2 protein-coding genes are annotated in these 1,502 nt (G+C 28.4%); both read right to left on the bottom strand.

Annotated features, from left to right (window positions below):
- Positions 1-63: 63 nt before the first annotated feature.
- Positions 64-435 (bottom strand): ASCH domain-containing protein, encoded by a 372-nt coding sequence (locus M5121_RS15750; protein ID WP_249571700.1) that lies wholly within the window; start codon positions 433-435, stop codon positions 64-66.
- Positions 407-1,502, bottom strand: a 1,096-nt coding sequence (locus M5121_RS15745) for an N-acetyltransferase (RefSeq protein WP_249571699.1), incomplete at its 5' end; no start/stop codon positions are given. The genes M5121_RS15745 and M5121_RS15750, both read right to left, overlap by 29 nt.

Here is a 1,502-nt window from a genome sequence, read left to right as displayed (position 1 = left end):
TTTTATGTTTTAATAGACAAAAGAAAACCCACACTGGGTGGGTTGGTTCATGCAAAAAACTTTTTATACATATGCAAATGACTGAGGGGCTTTAAGACCTATTTTTATTTCAGACAAATCTTGTGGAATGCTATATTTTTTTGTAGATTTAACTTCTATAGCATAAGCTTTTGATCTTTCAGAAAAATAAGAGTCAAAAAAATCTTTAGTTATTCCTGAAGATTGACTGGTTCTATCCCAAATAGAGTCTGGTCTGTCAGATAAAATGGTTTCTATTTCAAATTCACCAATAACTTTACCTACAGGCATAGTGGCATAAATGATAACAGTCCGAATACCATCTCTTTTAAAAATGGATTTTCTGAATTCAAATCTTTTTTCACCAGATAGTATCTTGTCAGCATACTCAGGCTTGATTGATAATAAAACTTTCATCTGTTTTCCCTTCCTTAATAACATCGATTAATTGATTAAAATTCAATATGCCAAAACCAGAATAAAAACCATGATTATTCGACATTATGCCCATATCAATTAACTTTGCTCGATTAATTCGCTTATTTAATGCAATATTATATGTCATTTTAATAACATGTTTATATTTCTTTTCTTTATATATTTTGTTTAATTCTATTTCATCAAATATACTGTATATTTTACAATAATCATAGAACTCATCATAAGTTTTAAAATCATAAATATGTTTATATTCTTCAATTACGCATATTGAAGTAAACACCGAGCTGTAATGTGCACTTTTTCCTTTTTCCGCAGTCCTATAAATAACAATAATGTCATTAGGCTTTATATTATCCATTCCTTGCATACCAGCTATATATATTTTATGAATGCTGTTAGTATGGGAAATATCCTTAACAATAGAACCATCTTCAGTAAGCAGTATGGAATCAGGGAATAGTCTAGAATGATATTCGGGGTATATGCTTAAAAAGTATATATTAGTAACTTTATTGTGTGTAATTAAAGGGTAACTATATTTAATATTTTGTCCAGAAAATTTTCTGCTAAGTACATTTTCACTTCCATTTGGAGAGTGTTTTAATCCAATTTTCTCAAAACCATATTTATAAAATAATGCCATTAAAGACATATGTTTCTCAAAAACTGTTAAATATATCTCTGCAACTTTTTCATGCAAGGCATAATCAAAAATTTTTTTTATAAATCGCTCCCCAAGTCTTGTACCATGTGCATCAATTTTCATTGTCCCAATTTTTAATCTTCTTAAAATACTTTGTGGTGGGTCTATGTCAAGTTTTTCATTTTCAATTTTTAAATATAAGAAACCATCCAAAATTCCATTTTCGTTAAAGTGAATAAGTGCCTTATTTTCAGATTTTTTATAAAACCAATCAGAAAACTCTTTATAATCCGATTTTAATGTATCAAAAAAAGGATCATTTAAATTTATATCATTAAACTTCCTTACCTCAAACCCCATAATTTTCTCCACCCGAACCATTTTAATGACTGTGTCGGGT

Origin of the sequence: Acinetobacter sp. ANC5681 (genome assembly GCF_023488045.1) — a bacterium.
In the GTDB taxonomy this organism is placed as follows: Bacteria; Pseudomonadota; Gammaproteobacteria; order Pseudomonadales; family Moraxellaceae; genus Acinetobacter.
This window is presented reverse-complemented; position numbering and strand designations above follow the sequence as displayed.

What these genes read in the sequence shown, in the direction of transcription:
- M5121_RS15750 (WP_249571700.1), bottom strand. Translation starts at nt 435, where the DNA reads ATGAAAGTTTTATTATCAATCAAGCCTGAGTATGCTGACAAGATACTA.